Source organism: Clostridium tyrobutyricum DSM 2637 = ATCC 25755 = JCM 11008 (assembly GCF_000359585.1).
Taxonomy (GTDB): Bacteria; Bacillota; Clostridia; order Clostridiales; family Clostridiaceae; genus Clostridium_B; species Clostridium_B tyrobutyricum.
In genome coordinates this window covers 62481-88891 of the sequence record NZ_APMH01000010.1, presented here as the reverse complement: position 1 = coordinate 88891, position 26411 = coordinate 62481, and the positions used below count along the sequence as shown (strand labels likewise).

The following is a 26411-nucleotide window of genomic DNA, read 5'->3' as shown; positions in this document are numbered from 1 at the left end:
TGTCAGTTCCTCTTTGAGAAATTTCAAGTTTTTTCAATCCGTCATATACTTGTTAACCAATTCATAACATCTTTTTTTTGTTGAGTTATAAAGAGATGAATTATATGCAACAAATTCAAATGTTCCACCCTTATATTGCGATGCTTCCTTATTCGCTTCAGCTTCTTTATGTTCTATCCATTTAATCTGTTCAGTTTGTAAATTTTTCATTGTTTCCGGAGATAACTGCTTCTTTAACAAAGCATAAATCTCATTTAATTCCCTATCATACATATCATAAGATTTTCCATAATAACTACGCATGGCATTTGTTACTCCAGCATCTGAATCCTTCTTTTCTGGCAAGGCATCAATTTCTTTTTGTATATTATCTAATCTTCCTAGAAACGCTTCCCTTCCTATTTCTATTTTTGTCATCGTATTTGTTGTATTGGCCTCATGAATGTTTTTATTTGCTTTCATGTCATTCACCGAAGCTGTTTTATCTGTATTCTCAACTTTGTTCATACTATCTTTTACTTGCCAATTTTGTTCTGTTTTATTTGCAGAATTTTGATTTTTTTTATTATCTTTTGTGCATGCTGTCAATGTAATTATTGACAATACTATAACCATCAAAAATATATTTCTTTTATTTTTCATTAGTGCTTTCTCCTTTTGATTTTGTTTGTAATTATATTTTTATCTTACCATAATAATTCAAAACCATGGAGTTTTTCTTCTGCTATGCTCGGGGTATTTAATCCAGAGAAAAATTTATAATATTTACAAATCATAATTAATCAATTAGGATACTACTCGCAGATTTTTTATATTCCAAACTTCTAAAGGATTTCAGATTTACACATCTATATTCTATTTAGCGGAAATGTCATACAGTGTATTCCTCCACCATGTTTGAACATTTCAGTTATATCAACTTCTATAACATCCAATCCATCTGCCCTGAGTGCACTGTTTACCTTCTTATTATTTTTAAATGATACTACTCTGCCATTTCCAAGTGCCTGAAGATTACAATAACATTCCAGTAAATTACTTTTGTCTACTTCTATAAGCTCATAATTTTTGTTTTTCAATATATGCAAAAATTCATCAGGCAGCACCTCCTTGCATATTACAGCTATTTTTTCCGCTACTATATTAAAGCACATATCAAGATGAAGGCATTTTTCAGAAGATTTCACCGACATAATTTCATATCCATACTTTTCTATCTGGCTCCTTATTTCGTCAATACCTTTTTGATCAGTTCGCTCCAGTATGCCTATGGCTATCGTTTTATCATCAAGCATCCAGAAGTCCCCACCTTCAAAATATCCATTTCTGCACCTTGCAATACATGGAATTCCAAGTTCGTTCATCTTCTGCTCATAATCTGCAGTTTCACCTTTTCTTATATCTATTCTAAAATTTCCAAGTATATATCCTTCTTTTATACAGGCGCCAAAGTCCCTCGAAAATACCTGGTCATATAATTGATTGTTTGGAATCATAAGTTCAACTTCAACTCCATTTGACCTGTATGCATCCACAAGTTCGCTGTGTTCTTCATTGCATCGTTTTCTATCTATCTTTATATCATAATTTTTATTTATGTCTTTTTTTAAATGTGAGTATTCAGGCGGACACATCAATACCTTTTTCAATATTCCGGTTGAATTTTTTACAAAATATCTATCCATACATTTATCCATATTTCATATCCTCTCCAAATTATATAAACAAATTAATTTCCACTTATATTATATAATTTACAAGTATACACCAAATTATTTATATTTAAATAATTTTTTATAACATTTAACCAGGTAAATGGATAAATACCAATATAAAAAAGACTAACTTTTCATGTTAGCCTCTTTTAAAAATTTCTATCAGATTTTAGCCTTTTTTCTCATGTGTTTAGGTTTTATCATATCATATGGATTTATAAAAGTTTCAAATTGTTCCTCATTTAAAACTTTTTCTTCAACAATTATGTCCTTTATGCGTTTTCCTGAAGCAAGAGCCTTTTTAGCTATACTGGCAGATTTTTTATATCCCATGTATGGTGCAAGAACTGTTATCATTCCCACACTGTTTTCTAAAAGCTGTCTGCATCTGTCTCTATTTGCAGTTATGCCTAAAATACAGTTATTTGTAAATGTATCAATTCCATTACTTAGAGTTTCCATGGATTCAAATAAATTATAAAATATAACTGGTTCAAATGCATTTAATTCAAGTTGTCCAGCTTCTACTGCCATAGTTATGGTAACATCATTTCCAATTATATTAAAAGCAATTTGGTTCAATACTTCCGGTATAACAGGATTTATTTTTCCAGGCATTATTGAAGAGCCATTTTGCATGGCTGGGAGATTTATTTCCCCAATTCCAGTTCTTGGGCCCGAAGACATCAATCTTAAATCATTGGAAATTTTAGATAAATTTACTGCACATATTTTTATCGCCCCGGATATAGTAGAAAAGGCATCTAAATTTTGAGTAGAATCTATTAAATCATCTGCTTGACATAAATCCATTCCCGTAATTATAGAAAGATTTGGAACTACCGACTCCACATACTCCTCGTCCGCATTTATTCCAGTCCCTACTGCAGTTCCCCCTATATTCAATACGCCCATATCCTGAAGGGCCTTTTTTATTCTTAAAATATCTCTCTTAGCTACAGCACTATATGCTCTGAATTCCTGTCCCAAAGTAATTGGTACAGCATCTTGAAGTTGGGTTCGCCCCATCTTTATAATATCTTTAAATTCCTCACTCTTTCCCTTTAATGCCATATGAAGTTCACTTAACTGATTTAAAAGTTTTGATGCCAATCTTAAAGCAGTTATTTTACCTGATGTAGGTATGACATCATTTGTAGATTGTCCCATATTTACATGATCATTTGGGCTTACAATACTATAATCTCCCTTTTCTCCCCCAAGAATTTCTATAGCTAAATTTGCTATAACTTCATTTGCATTCATATTTATGGATGTACCTGCGCCACCTTGAATAGGATCTATTATAAACTGTTCTCTGAACTTACCTTCAATTATTTCATTACAAGCTTGTATAATTGCATTTCCAATCTTGCTATCTAATAATCCAATGCTGCAGTTTGTTATTGCAGATGCTTTTTTAACTTGAGCCAGGCTTTTTACAAATTCAGGATGTATATTTAATCCTGTAATATTGAAATTGTTAGACGCCCTCAAAGCTTGAACTCCATAATAAGCATCTTTTGGAACCTTTCTACTCCCTATAGAATCACTTTCAATTCTAAAATTCATTTAAACAACCTCCCTAAATAATATATCCATAAATATTTTTGCAAGAATTTAATCATATTGAGTTGCATTTTTAAATTCATTTTTTCAACTTTAATATTATATCAAAACAATTATGATTTAATTCTTCGCACTGCTTTGTATATTATTATATACAGTTTATATTTATTTTTCAATTATTTTTAATATATTTTAATATATTTTTATTATTTTTCTTTATTTATTGATATATTTATAATTTCAAAATTAAGAAATAAATATTTCAAATAGTATTTTTCAATATAATATATGAAATATTTATTTCTTTAATCTTTTATTAAAGGAAGATAATTTATTATCATCATTCATTTACCTCATTTATTTGAATTATGTGAAAATATTTAAAGGTTATACTCTAGCCATTTTAATAAATCGACAGATTATTTTTTATCTTGATTTGAATTTACAAATGTTTTTGTTTGTCTTCATATTATTCAACTCATTAAAAGCATTGAAATTTAAAAATGATTTACTTGCATTAGGCTTTAATATAAAAATTACCTCATAGATAAAGTTTTCCCCTCTATCTATAAGGTAATTCTTAATCCTAGATCCATTTTACTCCTAATCTTTCAAAAACTTGTGTACCGTTCCCAATTTGTCTAGCTCTTTTTTAATAATTTATAATAGGCTGTATAAAACACAATAATTCCAATTATACTTCCTGAAAAATCTATGATTACATCACTTACAAGTGATGTTCTTCCTGTAACAAATGCCTGATGAAATTCATCTGTAACTGCATACAAAAGGCATATGAACATTATATATACAATAGCCCCTCTTCCTTTTAAGTGGAAGGCAAACATTGCAATTGCGACTAAAATAGCAAGTACAAAGTATTCAAAAGCATGGGCATTCTTTCTTATAACCATATTTAATTTCTCCTGCCTGTTGTCAGGGATTTTAAAAACCTCTTTCATTTTCTTTTTCAGGGATATTTTTGTTTTTCCATTATTGTCACCGCTTTTGTATTTATAATTATTCTCCTGAATATTTTTCTTATTTATATGTCTCAAATCATTTAAAATGGTATTGCTTTTTTGATTGGATATTTGTCCATTATTTGATGAGTTATAAAACAAAATTCCCATCCAGACAATACAAATTAAGATTAGAACAATCTTCTTGATAATATCACCCTCTTGAAAATATAGTATAATTGTCAACAGCATACATTCTATTATAACAAACTATATAACAAACTATATAACAAATATATTATAATTTATTTAACATTATAATATTAATACAGCTTTATATCCTTAATTTCAATATGGAAACTAAAAAATTGCTATGATATAATTATTTTGAGGTGAGTGCAATGGACGAGTTAAATGTGCCAAATCATATATATCAAATATCCACCATAAATGCATTGGTTTCAGGATTGTATGATGGATGTGTTACACTAAATAAACTTCTTCAAAAAGGAAATTTTGGAATAGGAACCTTTAAAGGTTTGGATGGTGAGCTGACTCTGTTAGACGGTATTTTTTATAGAACAAGGCCTGATGGAAGTATTTATACATGTTCCGAAAATGTATCTGTTCCATTTGCTGTTATTACTGAATTTGAAAAATACAATATATACAATATCTCTAATTGTACTTCATATCATGATATTCAACAAAAATTTGACAGTTTCATAAAAAGTAAAAATCTATTTTATGCTTTTTATATAAAAGGTAGATTCAACTATATAAAAACCAGGACTGTAACAAAACAGGAAATACCATATAGACCGATGGCTGATGCCGTCAAAAATCAACCTGTATTTGAATACAATAATATAGAAGGCTATATAGTTGGGTTCAGATGCCCCGAATTCGTTGAAGGGCTTAATGTACCCGGATATCATTTTCATTTTGTAAGCAAGGATAAAAAAGTTGGAGGCCATATAAGTGAACTTTCAATAGCAAATGCAGAAGCATTTGTACAAAATTGTTCCTGTTTTAGAATGGAACTTCCTGAAAATACGAATTTCTATAACTTGGAAGTTAAGGATAGAAGCAGCGATATAAAAGAAGTTGAAAAATAAGAAACCAGGAGTTTAAACACTTCTGGTTTCTTATTTTTGATTATAAATTAAATTTGTTCACTATCTTATTAAGTCCATCTGAAATATCCTTAAGTTTTTTCATATTTTCATTTATACTTTCTATTGAGCTGTTCTGTTCCTGAACGGAAGCTGCCAGTTCTTCATTTCCTGCTGATGACTCTTCCGATATGGAAGATATATTCTCTATAGCATTTATAACCGAATCTTTATTTGAATCCACTTCATTTATCTTTTCAACGAGAATTTCCATATCAGAAATAACATCATTTATGGATTGTCCAATCATGTTGAATGCCCTGTTTGATTGTTCCATACTTTCATTTGCTGCATCATTAATTTCACTTGAATTATGTGAACTCTCTATAGCAGTTTCTATTTCCTTTTGTATTTCCTCTATTACTGTTGATATCTCTCCTACTGATTGTCCTGTCTGTTCTGACAGTATTTTTACTTGATCTGCAACCACTGAAAATCCCTTTCCTGCTTCTCCTGCCCTTGCAGCTTCAATAGCTGCATTTAATGCAAGAAGGTTTGTCTGTTGTGATATTTTTTCTATAGTATACACTATTTTATCAATAGATTTAGATTTTTGCGATAGATTTTTCATACTTGTTGACATTTCATTAATTGCCCTGCTATTGTCCTTTAATTTCAAATTTAGCACCTTTACAGCCTTTATTCCATTGTTATTGATTTCTCTCGTATTATAAAAATTATCCTTTACTTGTTTTGCCTTGTCTGATACATTATTTATCTTAAGTGATAGATCATTTAACTTTTCTGTACCTTGTTGAGCTTCATTTGCCTGAACTATTGATCCCTTTGCCATTTCCTCTGTAGTTTTTGATACATTTTCTATGGATTTTGAAGTTTCATTTAATGCCTGTGAAACATTAGAAGAATACTCAAAGATATTATCGGAACTGCACCTTATATCATTAACTGCTGCAACAAGTGATCCAGATAATACTTTTACATCTTCTGCTATAGACCCTATCTCGTCTTTATTTTTAATTGCCTCATCTAATTTTTCACTGTCATATTTAAAATTCAGCTTTCCTAATTCACCTATAACGTATCTTATGTTGTCTATAGGACTTGATATATTTACTGCCATATGCCTTGAAACTACAACAGCTGCTGCTATACAGACAGCCAGAATGGCAATTCCCATAATTACAAGGGAGTGAAGATCTTTTGTAAATTCGCTTTTAGGTACTGCAAATCCTACTGTCCAATTGGATATCTTTATTTTGGAAGATGAAAAATACTTATTTATTCCATCATAATCCTTTATGTCAGCTAGTTTATTCTGTACATTTACAATAGATTTATACTTGCCCTGCATAAAGTCATTTATATTTTTAAGTTTGTCTCCTTTAGCACTTAAATCCTTGCTTGGATGTACAAGAACATTCCCATTATCATCAATTAGGTATCCATAGCTGTTTTTCAAGGGCTTTGCTTTATCTATTATATCTACAATAGAATTCATCTTTATATCCTCAGATACTACACCTATCGTTTTTCCACCTTTTACTACAGGTACTGATATTGACACCACCATTTTCTTGGTGACCATGTCATAATATGCCACATATGAGTAACCATTTTTAGCTATTGCATCTTTATACCACTGCCTTGTTGTAGGATCAAAATCTGATGGTGGTATCCAACCTGATCCATCTAAAATAGTCTTATTAGGAAGACCCATATACAAATCTGAAATATTAGGATTAGATTTAAGTTTTTCTTTAAAGTACTCAAGTGATTTTTTATTGTCACCTACTATATTATTATCATACATATTTGTGACAATACCGTTAAATATGGTAGTTTGTTTATCCAGCCATCCATTGACAATTTCAGAATATTTCTGAGATGACAGAGACATGTTATATTCATATTGCCTAACAAGTATATTTCTAGATATAAAATAGGCTCCAATAAGCGAACATAACAGTAATATTATTATCAAAGATAACATTGAAAAGGTTATTCTATTTTTTATGCTTTTCATACAAGTCCCCCCAATTTTAAATATATTATTTTATATATCGAAGTTTTTATAAGATTCTAAACATGTTAAAACACAATATAACATCATAATATTAAAAAACCTTATAAATTTTTAAGTATTTTTTTAATTATGTGTAATAATCTCTGCAATAATTTAATAAATATATAATAGACTAATTGATTTGCAAGAGGGATAATTAATGAGAAAACACAAGGCATTAAGATATAAAATTATTGCAGCAATAGTTTGTAGCATTATAATATCAGTTTTAATATCACTTATTCCACATTTTTTTAGAAATACTTATACCGTAATAATTTCAAGTAAACAAATAGAAAAGAAATCGAAAAACAAAACTATATACTTGATATATACTCAAATGGACAATGGAACAGTAAAAGTATTTAAGAATATAAACAGCTTTCCAGAATTAAAATTTAATTCCCAGGACATATACGGAGGACTCAGAATCAACAGAAAGTATAAGATAAGAGCATATGGTCTTAGAATACCTCTACTATCATCCTATGAAAACATAGTCAAAGTCCAGGCTGTGAAACCATATAACCAATGGCAATAGAAAACTTTCTTAGTGATATAATATATATATCATAATTAAGGAGGTTTTAAAATTGATTTTTTCCAGTAAAATGAACCAGCTTACTTCAGCTATATTCTCTCAGCTGAGCTATAAAAAAGACAAGCTTCTTTCACAGGGAAGAGAAATAATCGACTTCAGCATAGGTACTCCGGATATACCTCCGGCACCTCATATTGTGGATACAATAGTTGAAGAATCAAAAAAAATTGAAAACTATGTATATGCTATAAATGATTCACAGGAGCTTATAAACTCAGTGAAGAACTGGTATTCAAGGCGTTACAAAGTAAATCTTGAAGATGATGAAATATTATCTCTGCTTGGGTCTCAAAGTGGTTTTGCAGAATTGTCTCTTTCACTTGTAAATTCTGGGGATGTAGTACTTACACCTGATCCAGGCTATCCTATTTTTACTATAGGGCCCTATCTTGCCGGTGCAAAAATAGTTAAAATGCCACTGTTAAAAGAGAACAACTATCTTGTTGATTTTGATTCAATAGATGAAAAAACTGCAAAAATGGCAAAACTTATGGTAGTTTCCTACCCCAACAATCCAACAGCAGCTTCAGCTCCTAGAGATTTCTATGTAAAGCTTGTTGCATTTGCAAAGAAATACAATATAATGGTACTTCATGACAATGCCTATAGTGAACTTGTATTTGACGGAAGTGAAGGTGGAAGCTTTCTATCCATACCCGGAGCCATTGATATTGGAATTGAGTTCAACTCTCTTTCAAAAACCTATAGTATACCAGGATGCAGAATTGCATTTGCTGTTGGAAACAAGGACATTATAAATCAACTTAAAATATTGAAATCCCATATTGACTATGGAATGTTCATTCCATTTCAAAAGGCTGCCATTGCAGCTTTAAATGGTCCTCAGGACTATGTTGGATTTGTAAAAGAAACCTATAGAAAAAGAAGGGATCTTCTTGTCGAAGGACTGTCAAAAATAGGATGGCATATTGACAATACCGGAGGAAGTATGTTTGTATGGGCTGCCATACCGTCAAAATATGACTCTTCTCTTGAATTTACCTTTGATCTCATGGAGAAGACAGGTGTTATTGTAGTTCCAGGCAGCAGTTTTGGGGAACGTGGTGAAGGTTTTGTTCGTTTTGCCCTTGTACAAAATGAAGATAGTATAAACAAAGCCATACATAATATAGAAAAAAGCAGCATACTTAAAAATGGCAGAAGTTAAAATTCTTCTGCCTTTTTACACAAATCTATACCCATTCCCTATGTTATTTATAATATCTAAATTTTCCTCTCCTGGTATTCCAAAAATATAATCTACACCTTCTACTTCTAAACATTTAACTAAAAGTTGTGCCGTAGTTAAACTAACCTGATATTTCAATAATTTATTCTGTAATTATTTTATGAATTAGCACAGGCTTTTCAACTTTATTGCTTATTGAAATGTTGTCATAAATTTTTGCTCTTACATCTTTTACATCTTCCCGGTTTGAATAAATAGTTACAATAGGATCTCCCGCCTCTACCTTGTCTCCAACTTTTTTATGCATTATAAGTCCTACAGCCAAGTCTATTTTGTCTTCCTTTGTAGCCCTTCCTGCACCTAGAAGCATCGCTGCAATTCCAATTTCATCAGCTGCAATATTTGATATAAATCCGCTCTCTTTGGAAGGTACGTCAATTTTGTATTTTGCCTGGGGCAATTTATCAGTATCATCTGCAATAGAAGGATCTCCCCCTTGATTTTTAACAAACAATTTAAACTTTTTAATTGCACTTCCACTTTTTATTGACTCTATAAGCTTTTTTCTGGCTTCTGCAAGAGTCTCTGCACCTTTAGCCAGTACAACCATCTGACTCCCAAGTGCTAGAACAAGCTCTGTCAAATCTTCAGGTCCATTTCCCTTTAATGTATCAATCGCCTCTTTTACTTCAAGTGCATTTCCTACTGCAAATCCAAGGGGCTGGGACATGTCAGAAATTATGGCCATGGTATTTCTTCCTACATCATTCCCTATTTTAACCATTGCATGGGCCAGTCTTTCAGCATCTTTTTCAGTTTTCATGAAAGCTCCAGTACCCGTCTTTACATCTAGAACTATGGCATCAGCTCCTGCGGCTATCTTTTTACTCATTATGGAGCTTGCTATAAGTGCTATTGAATTTACACTTCCTGTTACATCACGAAGTGCATATAGCTTTTTGTCTGCAGGAGTTAAATTTCCCGTCTGACCCATAACTGCTACCTTATCTTCATTAACTAATTTTATAAACTCATCTTTTGTAATTTCTACATGGAATCCACTAATTGACTCCAGCTTGTCAATAGTTCCCCCAGTATGCCCCAAGCCACGTCCGGACATTTTAGCTACAGGAACACCTAAAGATGCAACAAGCGGTGCAAGTACAAGTGTTGTAGTATCTCCTACTCCGCCTGTTGAATGTTTATCTACCTTTATTCCATCAATTGACGATAAATCAATAGTCTCTCCAGAGTTTACCATGGCCATTGTAAGGTCGGCTTTTTCACGATCATTCATGTCCTGAAAATATATTGCCATTGCCATGGCGCTTGCCTGATAATCAGGAATTGTTCCTTTAGTATATCCTTCTATAAAAAAGTTGATTTCCTCTGTACTTATCTCTTTTCCATCACGCTTTTTTGAAATTATGTCCACCATTCTCATTTTTATCATCCTCTCATATTAGTTTTTGCAGAAAACTTTCACCATACTCGGGCATTTTCACATTAAAATTATCTGCAACTGTTGCACCAATATCGGAAAATGTCTTCCTTATTCCCAAATCCCTTCCAATTTTAAATCTCTTTGAGTATGCAAACAAAGGCACATATTCCCTAGTATGATCCGTTCCCTTGTAAGTTGGGTCATTACCGTGGTCTGCAGTAATTAAAAGAAGATCATCTTCTCTCATTTTTTCAGAAACTTCCGGCAGTCTTTTGTCAAAGTCCTCCAGTGCATTTCCATACCCGATTGGATCACGTCTGTGACCATAGGATGAATCAAATTCAACCAAATTTGTAAAACTAAGTCCATGAAACTCTTCACCAAGCAGTTTTACTAACTTATCCATGCCATCCATATTTGATTTAGTTCTGATTGCCCTTGTAACACCTTCTCCATCAAATATATCTGAAATTTTCCCTATTGCAATAGAATCCAGATTACTCTCTTTTAAATAGTCCATTACAGTTTTTCCAAAAGGCTTCAAAGCATAGTCGTGGCGATTTGAAGTTCTCTTGAAACTTTGTGCAGTTTTTCCTACAAAAGGTCTGGCAATGATTCTTCCAAGCTTATAAGGTTCATCCAGTGTTATGCTTCGGCAATATTTGCATATTTTATACAGTTCATCCAGTGATATTATCTCCTCATTGGCTGCAATTTGAAGTACAGAGTCTGCTGAAGTATATACAATAAGTTCTCCTGTTTCTAGCTGTCTTTCACCAAGTTCCTTTATAATTTCAGTACCACTGGCAGGTTTGTTTCCCATAACTTTTCTTCCAGAGAAATCCTGTATCTTTTCAATTAGTTCCTGGGGAAAGCCTTTGGGAAATACACGGAAAGGTTTGTCGATATATAATCCCATCATCTCCCAGTGTCCTGTCATTGTATCCTTACCTCGAGAAGCTTCCTGCATCTTTGTAAAATATGCCTTTGGAGCTTCAGCTTTTTCTACTCCCTTTATTTTATATATATTGGACAATCCTAATGCTGCCATATTGGGCATTTTCAGTCCATTATTTTTCTCAGCTATATGTGCCAATGTATTCACACCAAAGTCATCAAATTTGTTTGAATCAGGTGCTTCTCCAATTCCTACAGAATCCATTACTATAATGTGTATTCTATTAAATGCTTTCACTTGAATCCCTTCTTTCATCTATTTATATATCAATTATACTATTAAACCCACAATAGTTGCTGTAAGTACATATAATAGTTTTAATCCATACACTGCTCCTGAAACAATTCCAATAGATACACTTTACATTTTTGTTCAAAACTTTTATATGCTAAAAAGGCACTCCTTCATAACCTAAAAGAATGCTTTTTAGCAATAGTATTTACTTTTCAAGGTCTTTTTTAGTAAAAGCTCCAGGTAAAATTTCATCCAGGGTTTTAACTATATATTCATTTTTACCCTTACCTAGAATTATCTTTGTATTATCTGATGCAAACTCTGATATTACCTGCCTGCAAATTCCACAGGGATAAGTATAGTCATTTATTACGCCAACTATGGCAATTGCCTCTATAGTTTTATGTCCTTCTGATATTGCTTTAAATATGGCAGTCCTCTCTGCACAATTTGTAGCACCATATGATGCATTTTCTATATTGCATCCTGTATATATCTTTCCATCTTCAGTAAGTACCGCTGCTCCAACTTTAAAATTTGAATAAGGTGCATAAGCATTTTTTCTCCCCTCAAAAGCTTTGGAAACCAAATTACTATAATCCAATTACAACTTCCTCCATTTTCACATTAATTAAATAATAGTGCTTTTTTCTTTACTTATATTTCAAATTATCTATTTTTCATTGTTGACAAATTTCACTCCATAACCTTTTTCAAAATTCTCTTCATATTTTGGACATCCAAAATGTTGTGCAAACCAACGTACAATAAATGGACACAAAATAGCTGATAAAACAGCTGCACATGATATCTGTACAGTTGCCAATTTTACATAAGGGCTAAATTTTGGCACAATTTGCCCTATCATTACAGGAACTGCAATTGTATTGCCAGCTACAGATACTGTTGCCATACCTCCATAACCTGGTCTTTTTAATAAAATCCTATCTACAATTAATGCAACTGGTCCAGTAACGATAATTACAATGATAAATAAAAATATTCCACCAAATCCTGAAGTTATAACTTTAAATAAATCAATATCCGATCCTAAAACAAATCCCATTATTGGCAGTATTATTGAAATACCCTGTTTTGTTGCCAATTTAATTTGTTTGTCAATAGTAGATAATATTATTCCTATACACAATGGCAATAAAACAGTTACATATTCCTGCCAATGCACTGTATTGGTTCCTGAAATTCCAATAGTCAATAAAGACAGCATAGGGCCTGAATTAAAATTAAATATTGGCCTTGCTACAAGATCTGCATGGTCACCATAACTTTGTACCAATCCCATGTATAAACTTCCATTGTTATTTGTCAAAGCACATAAAATTGCAAGGCTGCATGTTCCAAATATCCCCTTATATCCAAAGTAGTGAAATATAACAAGATAAACTCCGGCACCTGCCAAATATTTAAATAATACATGACTTCCACCACGTTTCAAGGATTCGGGTATATCTCTAATGCTCATTTGTGTACCTGTAAACAACAAGGTTAAAAACATCATTACATTTAATCCATCATTGGATATTAAGGATTGACTATAACTTCCTATTCTCAAAATTGACGGGCATAACGTATTTAGAATAGCTGCTGCAAATAATGGTATAATCATTGTTCCTGCAGGAAACCTGTTTACTCTTTTTAATAATTGCGTTTTTTTCTCCTCCCTAACTTTACTAGGAAATCTTACTAGCTGTTATTTTAAAATCTTATCCAATTTTTATCAATTTCCATATTCCTGTTTGTAAACTTGTTAAATCTCTTTATCAGGCTGTATACTACAACTATAATGCCGACTGTAATGCCGATTATTATGGCAAAATTAACAATTGTCACGATAAGGACCATGCAATCATTCCCTTCTAAATTATGTATATTTATTATAAGTATACAATAGATTATTATATATAATCCAATAATTTATAATACAAAGTAAAAGTCAATTTTAAGATTTAAAATCTCTTACAACATTTCGATAAAAGCACCTATTCTCGTATTTAATTGTCCCAAATTTGACTGTGAATAGTCAATTTCAACAGGTATATATGGAATACCATTGCTATTTACAAATCTCTTTATTGAAAAACTCTCCACTGCATAAGTATGACAGGCCTGTAGAATGACATCTATTACCCCATCTACCTTGTATTCTCTCATCATATTTTTTAAAGTTTCCAGCCTGTTTTTATTTGGAGTCATACATGAACATCCTATGGCAAGATATTTTTCAGTCAATGCATCAAATACATCTTTGTTTTCATCTACCAAAAGTTCATTTGCCTTTGAAACAGTACAATTTTCAAAAGCAACTACATATGCCCCATTTTTCTCTACTGCTTTGACTACCTTGTCTGCCGCGCCTCCTATAGGACATCCTGTTATAAGTATTCTGGGTTTTTCAGGTAATCTTTTTCCTTCCTTATAACTTTTTATAATCTTTTCAGTAAGATCTGATATCTCATCTATAGATTCCTCTTTATTAAATTTAAAGGTGGCACCATTTACTACATTTAAAATATCCATACCCGTAAGTGCTGAAGGTTTCAATTTCCCAAGTGAATAAAAATCTTTTATTGCCTGTCTTTCTCTATTTTTTAGTAATATGGCCTGTTTTATGTCTTCTCCTTTTATTTCAATGTCAAACATATCTTCAATTTTTTCCTTCAGTCTTATAATTTCATCTTTCCAAAGTTTAAAACTGTTTTCTCCAATTTGTGTATTGGGGAGCTGCATAACATGAACAGGCTTGAATTCTCCAAGATACTCATACATTTTTTTCTTTCCGTCACATGTAGTTTCTCCTACAATTAAATCTGAAAAATAAAAATATGGACACTTGTCCGTTTTCGCAAAACCATAACTGCTCTTTATTAAAGGGCATAAATTCTTTGGAAGATAATTTTCTGCTTCCTCAATAGTTTCATCGGAAGTTGAACAAAGTGAAACTACAGCAGCTCCAGCCGCCATTGCTATTTCCTGAGGCATATATGAACAAAATGTTCCTACAAGAGGTCTATTTTTTTCTTTTAATTCTTTTGCTTTTATAAATCCATTTTTCCTGGCTTCAGAGAAGCTAGAAAAAATCTCTGGTAATTCTTTTTTTATATCCATATAAACTCTCCCTAAATAAAATTCATGTATTTATAGAATTTATTTTTTGTTATATTATATCATTTATAATATTATATTAATAATTTTCTATTAAACCAAGCATATATTTTTTATTTCAGCCTGATACAATCAACTTTATTGAATATTTCAAGTAAACTAAATTTTATCTTGTAAAAATTAAAATCAGCACTTATGTATATACTGATTTAAATTTCATAATTTAAGATGCTATAATTACATAATTCTTATTTATTCGTAATTTTAATGCATTATATTCTATTTTTTTAAATTTTATTATAGTAATTCAAATTTTATACGTATATATTAATATAGAACTAAATTAATTAACATATATTCAGTGAAAAATATAAAATCTAAAGAAAAGGTGGTAAGGCAATGAAATTATTTTCCAATATGAATATCTTCAAAAAACTAATGATGTCTTTTATTATTATAGCAATGTTGGCCTGTATAGTGGGTATTGTATCCATGAGCAAAACAACTGTAGTAAAAAGGAATTTAGATACCCTATATAATATGGATTTAAAAGAAACAACTGAACTAAAGGATATCAAAATAAATCTACTAGGGGTACAGTCTGACTTGCTTGTTATGATGAATAAGGAAAATAGGCCCCAGATAAATAGCTTGATTAATAATATTAATGAACAAATAAATCGAAACGACAAACTTATATCAAGTTATTCTAATTCATTAAATAATAAAAACAAAGATTTACTTGGGCAATTTGAAACATATAGAAAAGGCTGGAAAACCTCCAGGGAAAATTACATACAATTGATTCAAAAAGGAGACTACAATGGTTCAATAAAAGAATTTCAAACTAGTGAAAAATACAGAAAAGATCTTTTCTCAGTAATAGATAAACTTATAGATACAAATTTAAAACTTGCACAGAATGATTATAATTCAAGTATTTCTAAATATAATTCTTCTTTAATATTTGTAACAATATTGATTATAATCAGTTTCATCGTATCCATACTGTCCGGACTAGCAATAGCAAGAGATATACATAATCCCCTTATAAAGATAAAAGACCTTGCAAATCGTTTTGCACAATTTGATTTTTCAACGGATATAAAAACAACCCGTTCTGATGAATTTGGACAAACAGGTACTTCTTTAAATACCGCACAAAATAATATAGTATACCTTTTAAAATCAATTATGGAAAACTCCGAAAATATGGGAAGTGCTAGTGAAGAGTTGTCTGCAACAGCAGAAGAACTTTCAGCAAAAGCGGAAAATATGGATAATTCAGCAAAAGTTATAACCTCAGGAGTGGAGGAAACAACCTCTTCCATAGAAGAAATAACTGCATCTGTAGAAGAAATCAATTCAAATATAAATGAATTGTCTCAAAAAGCTGCAGACAGCAGCAATAGTTCAAATAGCTCTAAAGAAAAAGCTACAATGGCTCAACAAAAAGGAAACTCTGCAATACAAAATACCCAAAAAATATATAAAGACAAAAGAGAAAAAATACTGGAAGCTATTGAAGCTGGTAAAGTAGTTGAAAATATAAAGGAAATGGCACATACTATTGCAGGAATAGCTGAACAGACCAATCTTCTTGCATTAAATGCAGCCATTGAAGCTGCAAGAGCCGGTGAACATGGTAAGGGATTTGCAGTTGTTGCAGATGAAGTTAGAAAGCTGGCAGAAGACTCTGCAACAGCTGTATCATCAATTCAGGACACTATTGGAAAAGTAAACGAGGCATTCAAAAATTTATCTGACAGTAGTAATGAAGTTTTAGTATTTATAAACGATGAAGTAAATCCACAATTTGAAGCATTTAAAGATATGGGAAATCAATATTATAAAGATGCTGATTTCATAAAAAGTTTATCTGAAGAAATAGCCTCAATGTCAGAAGAATTAAATGCTACAATGGCACAGGTCAGTGATGCCATGCAGCACATGTCAGACAACCAACAGCAGGCTTCTGAAAATGCTTCACAAATACAGGAAGGTATTGATGAAAATACTCAAGCTGTAAATCAGGTAGCCCTGACAGCCCAAAGCCAGGCAGAGCTTGCACAAAAACTAAATGAGCTTGTACAAAAGTTTAAAATATAATGTAGAATTAAAACCACCAATTAGCTTATAAACTAATTGGTGGTTAAATTATCTAACAGTTAAGTCCAATTTCATTTCCGCTCCAAATTGCATCCATTATATTTGCAGTCTGATATGCATCTCCAATAAGATATAAATCAGTAACTTTACCATGAAGCTTGTTATACAATTTTCTATTGGACTTGAATCCTATAGAAATCACAATAGTGTCAGCATATACTTCCTGCTGTTTGAACTTGTTGTCTATAAGAACTGCTCCATCACCCGTTACCTCAAGCAGCGAGTTACCCGTAATAACTTTTATATTGTATTTTTTAATAAGATCTTCGAGCATAATCTTATTCATATGAGGGATTGGCTTTCCTGCATCCAATATTTTATCCTTTGCCTCTACAATTGCAACTTTCTTTCCAGCTTTGGCAAGGTATAGGGCCGTTTCACATCCAACAAGACCTCCTCCTACAATAAGTACATTCTTTCCTGACTTTTTAGCTCCATTTAAAATGTCCACAGCTGTGGATACTTTATCTTTTTCTATACCAGGCAGTTTTATCTTGACATCATTGGCTCCTGTTGCAACAATCACCACATCAGGCTGTTCCTTCCCTACAAGTTTATCCGTTACCTCTGTATTAAAAATCACATTAATTTTAAGCTCTTTCATTTCATTTCTATACCAGTCCAGCAATCTTCTATCGTCTATTTTAAAGTCAGGTACTGATCCTGGAACAATTTCCCCGCCCAGTTGATCCGTACTTTCATAAAGTGTAACTTTGTGACCTCTAAGCACAGCCATTCTAGCAGCTTCCATTCCTGCAACTCCTCCACCTGCAATCAACACTTTCTTTGGTATGGCTGCTGGCCTTATCTCATAATAGCGTTCTCTTCCTGCAGCTGGATTTACTGCACAACTCAAAGGTTTTCCTTCAAATCCCCTGCCAAGGCAGCCTACATGGCATCCAATACAGGGACGAATTCTCTCAGGATGACCAGAAAGTACCTTTTTAGGCCAGTATGCATCTGAAAGAAGTGGTCTTGCAAGCCCTATCATATCCGCACCACCCTCATCAAGAGCTTTTTCAGCTTCTTGTGGAACACCAAGTTTTCCTGCAACTATAACAGGAATTTTTACGACCTTTTTCAATTCCTTGGTATATGGAAGATACAATCCGTCTTTCTGATAAAGAGGTGGATGTGACCAGTACCATGCATCATATGTTCCAACATCTGTATTTAATTCATCATATCCAGCTGCTTCGAGAATCTTTGCAGACTCAAGTCCCTCTTTCAAATCACGTCCTTTTTCCACATAATCCTCATCCGGAAGTCCACCCTGCCTCCAGTCTTTTATGCAGCTTTTGACACTATATCTCAATCCAACAGGGAAATCACTGCCAACTTGAGCCTTTATACCCTGAACTATTTCTATAGGCAGCTGTAATCTTCCCCTTAAATCTCCTCCGTATTTATCTGTCCTTCTATTGAATATAGAGAGTGTAAACTGGTCCAGCAAATATCCCTCGTGAACAGCATGTATCTCAACTCCGTCAAATCCTGCTTTTTGTGCAATAGCAGCACCCTGAATGAACTTCGCAACTATCCATTCTACTTCTGAAGTGGTAAGTTCCCTGCATGTAACAGTTGGATCCCAGTAATTAGGAACACTTGAGGCAGAAACCGGCTGTGATGTTAGAAGCGTTCCAGGAGCTCCGCTTCTTCCAAATCCCATTGTGAGCTGCAAAAATATCTTTGAACCATAGGAATGGACTCTTTCAGTCATTTCAGATGATGTCATTATAAATCTTCCCGGATTTATTGAAATAATGGGAATTACACCAGGTACAACTTTATCAATTTCATTTTCAACTTTAGTTATACTTGTTATAATAAGACCTGTGCCGCCTTTAGCTCTTTCTACATAATAATCTACAGCTCTCTGATTATAACAGCCTTCATTGTCTACCAGGCCAAATGCACCCATAGGGGCCATCGATATTTTGTTTTTTACTTCTACTTTTCCTATTTTAATAGGTTCAAATAAAGATTTGTTTTTCACTTTTATTACCTCCCCATATATTTTTTACCTTACACTAATAATTATACTTGTTAAATCATTATATTATAATTGTCATTAAGGCCTATATTATGCATATATTCATTGTTTACAGCAAAATAATTGTATATTAAACGTTTTCTCACCGTATTTTACTATAATTCTCAGTTTACTACTGTTTCCGACTATTTTGGGGTTGTGAATAAAGTTTAAGACAAAGCAACTTACTGTCTTTGTTAGATTTGATATTATTATTTGGCAAAATACTTTCAATGTAAATAGTTGTATCTGAAGAATTCATTCTTATTTTATCTACTTTATAAACTTATAGTGCCGAAATTTAAAATTATGATTGCATCAATAGTTCCATTTATATTTCCAATAATGATGTTCTTGATTATGGATTTATATTTTTAAACTCTAAGGGAAATAAATGTCATAAAACTAAAAAAATTATAAAAAATCTCCAGCCTAAAAAAGGTCTGGAAATTTTATCTACTTTATAAAATTGCCAAAAAGCTTCACTATTATAGGAGAAAATATTACAACAACAATTCCTGCAAGTCCAATGGATAGACTACTCATAGCCCCCTCTGTTTCACCCATCTCCATTGCCTTGGAAGTCCCAAGTGCATTGGCTGACGTTCCAAGTGCAACTCCTTTTGATATACTGTCTTTGATTTTGAATATTTTAAATATCAATGGACATATTACAATTACAATAATTGCACCTAACATTGTAGAAAATATGGTTATGGCAGGAATGCCTCCTATCTGCTTGGAAACCGACATACTTATTGGCACTGTAACAGATTTTGGTATCATGGACAAAGTCAGTTGTTTTGAAATGTGAAATAGTCGGCATAAAAAAACTGTAGAGAATATACCTGCCAGGGAACCTGCTATTATACCTGACATTATTGGAAGTAAGTTTTTCTTCAAGAGTTTCATCTTTTTATACAATGGTACCGCAAGTATAACTGTAGCCGGGCTCAAAAAAAAGCTTATTATATCTCCACCCTTATTATATGTATCAACACTTATGTTCAGTGATTTAATTACAAACATTACAACCACTATGGCAATAATTACAGGATTAAACAATGGAAATTTAATTCTTTTATATATGATACTCCCTGCTTCAAAAGCCACTAATGAAAGCATAATTGAAAAAACAGGAGAACTTATCAATTCTCTCACCCCAAAAACCTCCCTTATAAATACATCTATTTAATGATATAATACTTATAAGGCAATTTATATTAAATATTGAATAAATTATCTTAAATATATTTATATTTTGAATAAGTATTGCTTAAAATATATTTATTTTGCAAGGAGCTTATATGGATAACCTGGATATTAAACTAATTGAACTTTTACAGAAAAATTCACGCATGACTATAAGTACACTGTCAAAAGAGCTTTCCCTCAGCAGGCCAAGTATTACTGAGAGAATTTTACGGCTTCAAGAGAAGAATATAATTGAAGAGTTTACTGCAAGAATATCCTTAAAGAATATTGGTAAAAATATCATACTGTTTGTACAGTTGAGTTCTTTAAAAGTATCACCTAAAACATTTGAACAAATGGTAAAAAAGGATGGTGACATTTTAGAGTGTCATAGAGTAACCGGACCCATAAATTATTTTATTAAAGCTGCTGTAAACAACATGGATGATATGAGTTTGCTAATAGACAGACTACTTCCTTATGGTGATATAAATACATCTGTAGTACTTAAATCTCCTGTATCCTATCGCCACGTTATTCCAAAAAACACAAACATTAAATAGCAAATATACTATTTTTTATTTAAAAACTTCCTTTTAAAATTTTTTATTGCAATTTTATGTATAAAATAATAAATTATGCAAATGATATAAGCAAGGTTATTATAATTTAAAAGGAGTTTGAACATGAATGTATATGTAGCTAAACAAGCTATTGTTGACAGGTTCAGCAACATAGTAGGGTATGAACTATTATTTAGAGATAATTATGAACAAAATAAATATACTGTTACAGATGGAGACAGGGCTACTCTTGAACTACTTCAAAACAGTATTGTAAATATAGGCATGAACAAACTTGTTGGAACTAAAAAAGCTCTTGTAAATTTTACCGGCAATATATTGGAATCCAATATATGTTCTTTTATTTCTCCTGAAAATATTATAATAGAAATTTTGGAAAATATTGAACCTACAGACAAGATTATAGACTCATGTAAATCATTAAAAGAAAATGGATTTGTACTTGCACTGGATGATTTTGTATTCAATATCAAGTACGTGGATTTAATCAAACTTGTAGACATAATAAAAATAGACTTTTTTATGACAAAAAATATGGAAAGAAAAAATGTTATGAAAAAAATTCATTCTATAAACGGAAATATTAAATTTCTTGCAGAAAAAATCGAGACACCAAAGGACTTTAAAGAAGCTTTATCTCTTGGATATTCATACTTTCAAGGATATTTCTTTAGTAAACCACAAATAGTAACAGGTAAAAAAGATGAAAAGACACCTGTTCTATTTAAGGAAAAAGAATATAATTTTGTATAGAAACAAAGCATGTGTTCTGTTCTAAAAACATTCCAACCTGCTACCTTAAATTATCTTATTAAAATTTATTATTCCAAATCAAAATTTCACAATTCAGTAGATCCGTTCTATATTAAATAAATATAAAAATTATGATTTTTACACTTCAAAATTAACTAAAAATGAATATTTAGCATTCTAGCTATATTATTAAGCACATTATGTACAATTGGCAGTTCATTTAACTTGTACAATACAAAAGCTATAATTCCTACCATAAGTATGACTTTAAATATCTTGCCAAGCAATTTTAAAACAATTGCCAGTACTATTATACCAATTACTATATGTACTGGATTTGTACTTATATGAAGATGGAAAAAATTCAGCATTTTTCAAAGTTCTCCTTTGTATTTTATATTACAACTTAATAAAACATATAATCTGTGAATATTATATCACAGTTCAAATTTTTGAGAATATAAAATATAATAAAAAACGGTCTCTATGGTAAAAATTTTCATAGAGACCGCCCCTGACTATGTTACTTTATATCAAGCCCTTCAAACTGCATATTATAGTAGTAGGAATAAGTTCCTCCTTTTTCAAGGAGTTCTTCATGGTTTCCCCTCTCTTTGATTCCTTCATCATCAATAACTATTATTTCATCTGCATTTCTTATAGTACTGAGTCTGTGGGCAATTATAATAGTTGTCCTATTTTTTGCAAGCTTTTCAAGAGATTTCTGTATAAAGCTTTCACTTTCATTATCCAGTGCTGAAGTTGCCTCATCCAATATGAGAATTGGGGGATTTTCTAGAAATACCCTTGCAATTGAAATCCTCTGTTTCTGCCCACCAGAAAGCTTGACTCCTCTTTCTCCAACATAGGTATCATATCCATTATCAAGGCTCATTATATAATCGTGTATATTGGCTTCCTTGGCTGCTATTATTACATCTTCTTCAGATGCTTCCGGTTTTCCATACTTTATATTGTCCCTTAAAGTTCCAGAAAACAAATATACATCCTGTTGAACTATTCCAATGGAATTTCTAAGTGATTCAAGAGCAATATCCCTTACATCTATTCCATCTATCATTACAGATCCAGATGAAACATCATAAAATCTAGGAAGAAGTGAACAAATAGTTGTCTTTCCTCCTCCTGACGGACCTACAAATGCTACTTTTTTACCAGCATCTATTTTCAAATTCACATTATCAAGTATCTGTTTTTGGTCATTATAACTGAAATAAACATTTTTATATTCTATATTTCCCTTTACATTTTTAAGAGTTACAGCATCCTTTTTATCAACTATATTGGGTTCAGTATCAACAATCTTTATAAATCTTTTAAATCCTGCAAATCCCTTCTGGAATTGTTCTGCAAAATTTATGAGTATGTCTATAGGATTTATGAATATATTGATGTAGAGGGCATAAATTGCAAGGTCTGATATTCTCAAAGTTCCTTTTGATATAAAAAATGCACCAGTGACTAGTATTACTACATATAAAAGTCCTTCAAAGAAAGCATTTCCAGCTATAAATCTTCCCATTATCTTGTAACTATGCTCTCTTGAAATACGGTATGCATTATTATTTTTATCAAACTTTTCCCTTTCAATACGCTCATTGGCAAATGATTTTACAATCCTTATTCCCAAAAGGCTGTCCTGAACAGAAGCATTTATATTTCCCATTTTTTGCCTATTATCCATAAATACTTTCTGCATCCTATTATTTTGATAAACTGAAAAAATAACCATAATTACTGTTACTGCCAAAAGTATAATGGTCATCTTAGGATTAATAAATGTTAATATTATAAATGAACCTATTATCTTGACTCCTGAAATAAATACATTTTCCGGCCCATGATGTGCGAGCTCCGATATGTCAAACAGATCTGATACAAGTATTGACATCATCTGTCCCGTGTTCTTTTCATCATAATAGGAAAAAGGCATCTTTTGAAGATGGTAAAATAAATCCTTTCTCATGTTGTTTTCCATTCTAGCCCCCATAATATGCCCCCAGGAAGCAATAAAATACTGACAAAAATATTTAACTGCATATATGGCAATCAGTATTATTCCTATGTAAGGTATCAAATGAAGTATAATATGTTTGTCCATTGTAAATACAGTCCTTGAAAGATAAGTCAAAATAAGGGGAAACGACAGATCAACCAAAGACACAATTAAAGCACAGAACAGATCCATATAAAAAAGGAATTTATAAGGTCTGTAGTACTGTATAAACTTTTTTAATATACTCATAAAGTTTATTATCATCCTTTCTATATTGATTTTTACTGTAAAAAGTTTTACTGACTATTATAACACGCTGGATATAGTGTGTAAAGCTATTGCACTACTTATGGAAGATGATAGAAGAAAAAAAAACCATGCCGCTTATTTTTCAAAATTACTTAAAGAAATTGTCTGATTGCAAAGACTGCGGGATATCCTCCAACAGTCTTATTTTATAACTTTATTTACAATGTTATGAATGTACCAAATTTATCTCATTAGCTATACTTAGCCATTACATTACGAAGATTTGCAGAATGCCATGTACAATCTGCAATCCTTTTTTTTATATTAAATTCCAGATCAACATTTTCAAAACCCTCAATTGTCATATCCGTTTCTATTTGAAGCCTGTAACTCATAAATTTTTTTCTAAATCCAATGAATTTAATATTTTTATTATTAAAAAAGACGTCTAATCCTTCAAATTTTACTCTTGAACCGTCAACTCCCATAACCAAAATTCCAGAATCACTGAAGTTTAAAATGGCATTGGCAGGTACGGGCAATCCTATAGTAATCCCATCAGCCAAAACTGAACATCCTTTTTCATAATCATACTCTTTATCCTTCAAATGTTCTTCTATATCTTTTTCTTTTATAAATAACCCCAAAACATATTCTCCAATCCAATATATTTTCCATGATTATACGTTTTTTTCACTTTTATTCAAGGCATGATTTTTATACATAGTCCTACTTAACCAAATATAAAATATTCCCAAACATATAAGCAGAATTCCCATATAATTTTTAGTGCTTATTCCAATTATGCCTGCAACTATAAAACAAACACTTGATACCATCAATAACTTCCACTTTTTTGAGCTCTTCATACTTTCATCTCCTGTAATTTTCCACTATTTATATCAATTACTTGTATAAAATTATATCATATTTATTTAATTTATGTACTTATGGCTTGATGTTATAAAACATTATTGATATTTATACTATATCAACATTAAAACAAGTATATAAAAAGTCAGGGCAAACCCTTTTGCCCTGACTGGATTCTATTTGGCAACAGCCTGTTTTACAGCCTTTACTGCATTTATCTTTCCATATCCATAATATATGTTTCGATGTTGGTTACCAATTTTATCTGTTGATTCATCAAGTATTTGTGCTATCTGGGTTGAATTCAAATTCGGATTTGCAGCTTTTACCATAGCCGCAACTGAAGATACTATAGGTGCTGCCATTGACGTTCCCGTCATAAAATAATATTGATTATTGAGTTCCACACTTAAAATATTGTCCCCTGGTGCTGCTCCCTGCACATTGTAACCGTAGTTCGAATAATATGATTTTGAATTTCGCATATTTAAAGCCGATACAGTAAATACATTGGAATTAGATGCAGGTGAATAGTCTTTTACATCTGCATTGTCATTTCCTGCTGCTGCTACAACAAAGGATCCCTTGGATTTTGCATATTGTATTGCTGAATCTATCTCAGGTGCCAATCCTTTTCCTCCAAAACTAAGGTTTATTATATCTGCACCCTTGTCTGCTGCATATTGTATACCTTCTGCAATTATATCGGAATCACCTGTTCCGGAACTATCCAGTACTTTCACAGGAATAATTTCAACATTTAAATTTCCAGTTACCCCAATAAGATCCTTACTCTTTACATTTGAATTTGTAGCTATAATCCCAGTTACCCCTGTTCCATGTCCACTATCATCCATTGCATTTGAATTGTTGGAAATAAAATTATAACCATCTGAAACATCAATTTTCCCTTTTAATAGTGAATTATTATAATCTACACCTGTATCAACTACAGCTATTTTTACAGTTTTTTTCTGGCTTATATTTGACCATGCACTATCTGCCATTACATCTGGAATATCCCACTCTAGACTTCTTGCAGAATTAACATTCATTTTTCTTGAGTATCCATCAATTTTCATTTTGACTGGATTTCTTATGCTCCTTATATTCTTGACTTTAGACAAATCTTTTTTCAGTGTATTTTTAGAGATATCCTCAGAGTACACAACTGCTTGTCCATTAGATAGATCCTTTACCTCAGCCTTAGGAATACTGGACTTTATCTTGCTAATATCCTGTTTTGAAGATACTGTAACTATGTATCTTGAAGTATTCATTTTCAGTTGATCTTTATAAGTGCTTGCACTAACATTTTGAAAAAGTCCAAGTATTATAAAAATACCTGCCAACAGAGAAAGTATTTTCTTTTTCATAATATCAATCACTATCCCATCATAAAAAATTAAATTTGTATTATTTTTCATAATATAATTGATTTTAATTTACGATACTCATATATATCACCTTCTCCTATAAAATATTACATATATTTAGATTTTATAAATCATTCCTTAAAATTCACTTAAAATTATGTGAGAATTATG

At 31.6% G+C, this 26411-nt stretch carries 22 protein-coding genes and 2 pseudogenes; 6 read left to right on the top strand and 18 right to left on the bottom strand.

All coding sequences use genetic code 11. From position 1 onward, the window contains the following. Nucleotides 1-33 precede the first annotated feature (33 nt). From J418_RS0106530 to J418_RS0106515, 4 genes are all read right to left on the bottom strand, one after another. Nucleotides 34-642 (bottom strand): lysozyme inhibitor LprI family protein, encoded by a 609-nt coding sequence (locus J418_RS0106530; protein WP_017895154.1) that lies wholly within the window; start codon nucleotides 640-642, stop codon nucleotides 34-36. 206 nt (nucleotides 643-848) lie between these two features. Beyond that, nucleotides 849-1697: a dimethylarginine dimethylaminohydrolase family protein gene (locus J418_RS0106525; protein ID WP_017751612.1), complete on the bottom strand. Its 849-nt coding sequence runs from the start codon at nucleotides 1695-1697 to the stop codon at nucleotides 849-851. A 180-nt stretch (nucleotides 1698-1877) separates the two neighbouring features. Beyond that, a complete protein-coding gene (locus J418_RS0106520) occupies nucleotides 1878-3287 on the bottom strand; it encodes an aspartate ammonia-lyase (RefSeq protein WP_017751611.1) in 1410 nt (469 codons plus the stop codon). A gap of 638 nt (nucleotides 3288-3925) precedes the next feature. Beyond that, on the bottom strand, nucleotides 3926-4417 hold the full coding sequence (locus tag J418_RS0106515; protein WP_243276257.1) for a VanZ family protein: 492 nt from the start codon (nucleotides 4415-4417) through the stop codon (nucleotides 3926-3928). A 230-nt stretch (nucleotides 4418-4647) separates the two neighbouring features. Between J418_RS0106515 and budA the strand changes: the two genes are divergently transcribed. Beyond that, a complete protein-coding gene (gene budA / locus J418_RS0106510) occupies nucleotides 4648-5364 on the top strand; it encodes an acetolactate decarboxylase (RefSeq protein WP_017751406.1) in 717 nt (238 codons plus the stop codon). Nucleotides 5365-5404: 40 nt separating this feature from the next. On the opposite strand, the gene J418_RS0106505 is transcribed toward budA, so the two are convergent. Next, nucleotides 5405-7405, bottom strand: coding sequence for a methyl-accepting chemotaxis protein (locus tag J418_RS0106505; RefSeq protein ID WP_017895153.1), 2001 nt, complete (start codon nucleotides 7403-7405; stop codon nucleotides 5405-5407). Between the two features lie 199 nt (nucleotides 7406-7604). On the opposite strand from J418_RS0106505, the gene J418_RS0106500 reads away from it, so the two are divergent. Together J418_RS0106500 and J418_RS0106495 are read left to right on the top strand one after the other, a co-directional pair. Continuing rightward, nucleotides 7605-7985 (top strand): DUF1523 family protein, encoded by a 381-nt coding sequence (locus J418_RS0106500; protein ID WP_017751404.1) that lies wholly within the window; start codon nucleotides 7605-7607, stop codon nucleotides 7983-7985. 52 nt (nucleotides 7986-8037) lie between these two features. Then, nucleotides 8038-9213, top strand: a complete 1176-nt coding sequence (locus J418_RS0106495; RefSeq protein WP_017751403.1) for an aminotransferase class I/II-fold pyridoxal phosphate-dependent enzyme — start codon at nucleotides 8038-8040, stop codon at nucleotides 9211-9213. 33 nt (nucleotides 9214-9246) lie between these two features. On the opposite strand, the pseudogene J418_RS17010 reads toward J418_RS0106495, so the two are convergent. The 6 genes and pseudogenes from J418_RS17010 to J418_RS0106465 form a co-directional block, all read right to left on the bottom strand. Continuing rightward, nucleotides 9247-9372, bottom strand: a pseudogene (locus J418_RS17010) (thiamine pyrophosphate-binding protein); the annotation flags it as partial. A 4-nt stretch (nucleotides 9373-9376) separates the two neighbouring features. Beyond that, nucleotides 9377-10678 carry a pyrimidine-nucleoside phosphorylase gene (locus tag J418_RS0106485; protein ID WP_017751401.1) on the bottom strand — a complete coding sequence of 434 codons (1302 nt, stop codon included), beginning with the start codon at nucleotides 10676-10678 and terminating at the stop codon, nucleotides 9377-9379. 13 nt (nucleotides 10679-10691) lie between these two features. Next, nucleotides 10692-11873, bottom strand: a complete 1182-nt coding sequence (gene deoB, locus J418_RS0106480) for a phosphopentomutase (protein WP_017751400.1) — start codon at nucleotides 11871-11873, stop codon at nucleotides 10692-10694. A 202-nt stretch (nucleotides 11874-12075) separates the two neighbouring features. Continuing rightward, complete coding sequence (locus J418_RS0106475) at nucleotides 12076-12474, bottom strand: cytidine deaminase (protein ID WP_017751399.1); 399 nt, start codon at nucleotides 12472-12474, stop codon at nucleotides 12076-12078. A gap of 69 nt (nucleotides 12475-12543) precedes the next feature. Next, nucleotides 12544-13533: pseudogene (locus J418_RS0106470) on the bottom strand (2-keto-3-deoxygluconate permease); the annotation flags it as partial. Nucleotides 13534-13847: 314 nt separating this feature from the next. Continuing rightward, nucleotides 13848-14996 (bottom strand): double-cubane-cluster-containing anaerobic reductase, encoded by a 1149-nt coding sequence (locus J418_RS0106465; protein ID WP_017895152.1) that lies wholly within the window; start codon nucleotides 14994-14996, stop codon nucleotides 13848-13850. Nucleotides 14997-15392: 396 nt separating this feature from the next. Between J418_RS0106465 and J418_RS0106460 the strand changes: the two genes are divergently transcribed. Then, nucleotides 15393-17102, top strand: coding sequence for a methyl-accepting chemotaxis protein (locus J418_RS0106460; protein ID WP_017895151.1), 1710 nt, complete (start codon nucleotides 15393-15395; stop codon nucleotides 17100-17102). Nucleotides 17103-17154: 52 nt separating this feature from the next. Here the strand turns inward: J418_RS0106460 and J418_RS0106455 are convergent, their stop codons facing one another. Both J418_RS0106455 and J418_RS0106450 read right to left on the bottom strand, forming a co-directional pair. After that, nucleotides 17155-19164: an FAD-dependent oxidoreductase gene (locus J418_RS0106455; RefSeq protein ID WP_200886077.1), complete on the bottom strand. Its 2010-nt coding sequence runs from the start codon at nucleotides 19162-19164 to the stop codon at nucleotides 17155-17157. Between the two features lie 486 nt (nucleotides 19165-19650). After that, nucleotides 19651-20355, bottom strand: coding sequence for an LrgB family protein (locus J418_RS0106450; protein ID WP_017895149.1), 705 nt, complete (start codon nucleotides 20353-20355; stop codon nucleotides 19651-19653). A 146-nt stretch (nucleotides 20356-20501) separates the two neighbouring features. Between J418_RS0106450 and J418_RS0106445 the strand changes: the two genes are divergently transcribed. After that, entirely contained in the window at nucleotides 20502-20951 is a 450-nt protein-coding gene (locus J418_RS0106445; RefSeq protein WP_017895148.1) for an Lrp/AsnC family transcriptional regulator, read from the top strand. Between the two features lie 123 nt (nucleotides 20952-21074). Beyond that, a complete protein-coding gene (locus J418_RS0106440) occupies nucleotides 21075-21725 on the top strand; it encodes an EAL and HDOD domain-containing protein (RefSeq protein WP_017752880.1) in 651 nt (216 codons plus the stop codon). Nucleotides 21726-21880: 155 nt separating this feature from the next. Here the strand turns inward: J418_RS0106440 and J418_RS0106435 are convergent, their stop codons facing one another. The 5 genes from J418_RS0106435 to J418_RS0106415 form a co-directional block, all read right to left on the bottom strand. Continuing rightward, on the bottom strand, nucleotides 21881-22096 hold the full coding sequence (locus J418_RS0106435) for a hypothetical protein (protein WP_017752881.1): 216 nt from the start codon (nucleotides 22094-22096) through the stop codon (nucleotides 21881-21883). Nucleotides 22097-22248: 152 nt separating this feature from the next. After that, the gene (locus tag J418_RS0106430) at nucleotides 22249-23991 is read right to left on the bottom strand and encodes an ABC transporter ATP-binding protein (RefSeq protein ID WP_017895147.1); all 1743 of its coding nucleotides are present in this window, start codon (nucleotides 23989-23991) and stop codon (nucleotides 22249-22251) included. Nucleotides 23992-24242: 251 nt separating this feature from the next. Then, nucleotides 24243-24638 (bottom strand): PH domain-containing protein, encoded by a 396-nt coding sequence (locus J418_RS0106425; RefSeq protein ID WP_017895146.1) that lies wholly within the window; start codon nucleotides 24636-24638, stop codon nucleotides 24243-24245. Between the two features lie 33 nt (nucleotides 24639-24671). Beyond that, the gene (locus J418_RS0106420) at nucleotides 24672-24860 is read right to left on the bottom strand and encodes a hypothetical protein (protein ID WP_017752884.1); all 189 of its coding nucleotides are present in this window, start codon (nucleotides 24858-24860) and stop codon (nucleotides 24672-24674) included. A gap of 180 nt (nucleotides 24861-25040) precedes the next feature. Continuing rightward, complete coding sequence (locus J418_RS0106415; RefSeq protein WP_017752885.1) at nucleotides 25041-26240, bottom strand: S8 family serine peptidase; 1200 nt, start codon at nucleotides 26238-26240, stop codon at nucleotides 25041-25043. Nucleotides 26241-26411 lie beyond the last annotated feature (171 nt).

Coding starts and splice junctions, on each gene's coding strand:
- J418_RS0106530 (WP_017895154.1), bottom strand. CDS start 642: ATGAAAAATAAAAGAAATATATTTTTGATGGTTATAGTATTGTCAATA.
- J418_RS0106525 (WP_017751612.1), bottom strand. CDS start 1,697: ATGGATAAATGTATGGATAGATATTTTGTAAAAAATTCAACCGGAATA.
- J418_RS0106520 (WP_017751611.1), bottom strand. CDS start 3,287: ATGAATTTTAGAATTGAAAGTGATTCTATAGGGAGTAGAAAGGTTCCA.
- J418_RS0106515 (WP_243276257.1), bottom strand. CDS start 4,417: ATGGGAATTTTGTTTTATAACTCATCAAATAATGGACAAATATCCAAT.
- budA (WP_017751406.1), top strand. CDS start 4,648: ATGGACGAGTTAAATGTGCCAAATCATATATATCAAATATCCACCATA.
- J418_RS0106505 (WP_017895153.1), bottom strand. CDS start 7,405: ATGAAAAGCATAAAAAATAGAATAACCTTTTCAATGTTATCTTTGATA.
- J418_RS0106500 (WP_017751404.1), top strand. CDS start 7,605: ATGAGAAAACACAAGGCATTAAGATATAAAATTATTGCAGCAATAGTT.
- J418_RS0106485 (WP_017751401.1), bottom strand. CDS start 10,678: ATGAGAATGGTGGACATAATTTCAAAAAAGCGTGATGGAAAAGAGATA.
- J418_RS0106465 (WP_017895152.1), bottom strand. CDS start 14,996: ATGGATATAAAAAAAGAATTACCAGAGATTTTTTCTAGCTTCTCTGAA.
- J418_RS0106460 (WP_017895151.1), top strand. CDS start 15,393: ATGAAATTATTTTCCAATATGAATATCTTCAAAAAACTAATGATGTCT.
- J418_RS0106445 (WP_017895148.1), top strand. CDS start 20,502: ATGGATAACCTGGATATTAAACTAATTGAACTTTTACAGAAAAATTCA.
- J418_RS0106440 (WP_017752880.1), top strand. CDS start 21,075: ATGAATGTATATGTAGCTAAACAAGCTATTGTTGACAGGTTCAGCAAC.
- J418_RS0106435 (WP_017752881.1), bottom strand. CDS start 22,096: ATGCTGAATTTTTTCCATCTTCATATAAGTACAAATCCAGTACATATA.
- J418_RS0106430 (WP_017895147.1), bottom strand. CDS start 23,991: ATGAGTATATTAAAAAAGTTTATACAGTACTACAGACCTTATAAATTC.
- J418_RS0106420 (WP_017752884.1), bottom strand. CDS start 24,860: ATGAAGAGCTCAAAAAAGTGGAAGTTATTGATGGTATCAAGTGTTTGT.
- J418_RS0106415 (WP_017752885.1), bottom strand. CDS start 26,240: ATGAAAAAGAAAATACTTTCTCTGTTGGCAGGTATTTTTATAATACTT.